Source organism: Bifidobacterium imperatoris (genome assembly GCF_002860405.1).
Classification (GTDB): Bacteria; Actinomycetota; Actinomycetes; order Actinomycetales; family Bifidobacteriaceae; genus Bifidobacterium; species Bifidobacterium imperatoris.
The window spans coordinates 1-1705 of the sequence record NZ_NMWV01000056.1; the positions used below are offsets into that span (position 1 = coordinate 1).

At 62.0% G+C, this 1705-nt stretch carries 2 protein-coding genes and 1 pseudogene; 1 reads left to right on the forward strand and 2 read right to left on the reverse strand.

Going from position 1 to position 1705, the window contains the following annotated elements; all coding sequences use genetic code 11:
- Together Tam1G_RS11395 and Tam1G_RS11400 are read right to left on the reverse strand one after the other, a co-directional pair.
- A pseudogene (locus Tam1G_RS11395) lies at positions 1 to 220 on the reverse strand (hypothetical protein); the annotation flags it as partial.
- A 35-nt stretch (positions 221 to 255) separates the two neighbouring features.
- On the reverse strand, positions 256 to 702 hold the full coding sequence (locus tag Tam1G_RS11400; protein WP_242689654.1) for a hypothetical protein: 447 nt from the start codon (positions 700 to 702) through the stop codon (positions 256 to 258).
- Between the two features lie 96 nt (positions 703 to 798).
- Here Tam1G_RS11400 and Tam1G_RS11405 point away from each other — a divergent pair, with 96 nt between their 5' ends.
- Positions 799 to 1635 carry a site-specific integrase gene (locus tag Tam1G_RS11405; RefSeq protein WP_242689733.1) on the forward strand — a complete coding sequence of 279 codons (837 nt, stop codon included), beginning with the start codon at positions 799 to 801 and terminating at the stop codon, positions 1633 to 1635.
- Positions 1636 to 1705: the final 70 nt, after the last annotated feature.

Genomic DNA, 1705 nt, shown 5'->3' on the forward strand with positions numbered 1-1705 from the left:
CCAATTCGACGATCTGCCACACGTATGCGGGCGTGGTTGGCATGAGCGTCACCGTCACCGTGCCGTCAGCCGCGAGCGCCGCCTCGAACGGTTCCGCGACGATCAGGTTCTTGGCCGTGTCGAAATGACGGCGGACTGGACGGAAACGCAGTTTGCCCCCCACCGGTTCCAGCGAACCGTCCGCGTTCGCCTTCTTGATGCTGATATGCACCTGTGTCATAATCTCCTCCTCAGGATCATTTGGTTTTCCTTGTCTTACTGCTGGTATTCCCAATCGCATGCGGTCTCACGGCGCACGTAGTCGGTCTTCAACGCCTCGTAGCGCGCGTGCCCGTACCCGTTGCCACCCAGGTCGATGTATTCTTTGCCGGCCTCCAATTGACGTTCATGCTGTGTACGGCTCCTGGTATGCGCGAACAGGTCCAGGCGGAGCACGTCCAGCCGTAAATGCCGGCGGTCGCGTTCCGATGACTCCAGCCGCTCGTAATCCCTGTCCAGTTTGGATTGCAGATCACGGATGGTGGCGGAATCCGCGAGCGCTGCGTCCAGTTCCTCGCGTGTGATGGTGCGTTCGCGGCGGTCGAACCGTCGTAGCAGCCATGCCGTGATCGGGGCCGTGGCCCCGCTGCCCAGCAGGGCGCTCAGCATCACCGCCCACACGGGCAAATCATCTACTGGCACATTGGCCTCCTCCTTCATCATTGAGCCGAAAACCCGCACGATCATCCGCTTGGGACGGCCATGCGGCGTGCGGGTTTCCGGAGGTTGAAAATGCTGTTGAACGAATATTGGGAACGGTTGTATTGGCCGGCGTGCGGCAGACTACGCGAATGCACGCGCGTTGGATACCGGAGCGCATGGCAACGGCACATACGACCCGAATTGGGTGACATGGAGCTGGCGTATCTGACTGGACCGCGCATCCAGTCGTGGCTGGACTCGATAACGCCGGCCGGTGCGGCGCGTAAATCCTGGGCCGTGCTCCGGCAGATGCTGCGAGCAGCGGTACGGCTCGGATTACTGGATGTGGACGTGACCGACAGGGTCACGCCACCCAAGCCCAGCGGCTATGAGCCGGAAGTGCTGGACATCCGCCAGATACGGCAATTGCTGCGCGGGTTTCACGGGCACGAGCTCGAGGCCTGGCTGCTCTGCAGCGTATGCCTCGGACTGCGCACCGAGGAAGCCCTTGGATTGGAATGGAACGATCTGAACCTCAATACAGGCAAGGTCAAGGTCCGACGCGGATTGCAGTGGGTGGACGGACACGAGGTGATCGTGGAGCCGAAGACCGAGCTATCGCGCCGCACCGTCGTGCTCCCCAGATTCGCGGTATTGAGACTGCGCGAGATCAGACCGCATGAGGGCGGCCGTCTCATCGGCTTATTGAATCCAGGTCAGGTCGCCAGACGCTACGCCGCATGGTGCAGGTCACAGAACCTGCCGTATGTGCCACGCCGCAACCTGCGCCACAGTTGGGCCAGCACCGCGTTGGGCGCCGGCGTGGACGTGGCGGTGGTCAGCCGCGCGTTAGGTCACTCGTCAATCGCCACCACGGCCCGCTACTACCTACGCCCTGACAGCGAGATACTGCGCGAAGCCCAACGCGTATGGGAGCACGCCCTCATACGCTGAGGGATTCGCTAACCCAGCCGCTCAAATACGCGCGGTTCAGTATGCAGAACACGGGGAGTTTCCCACCTGA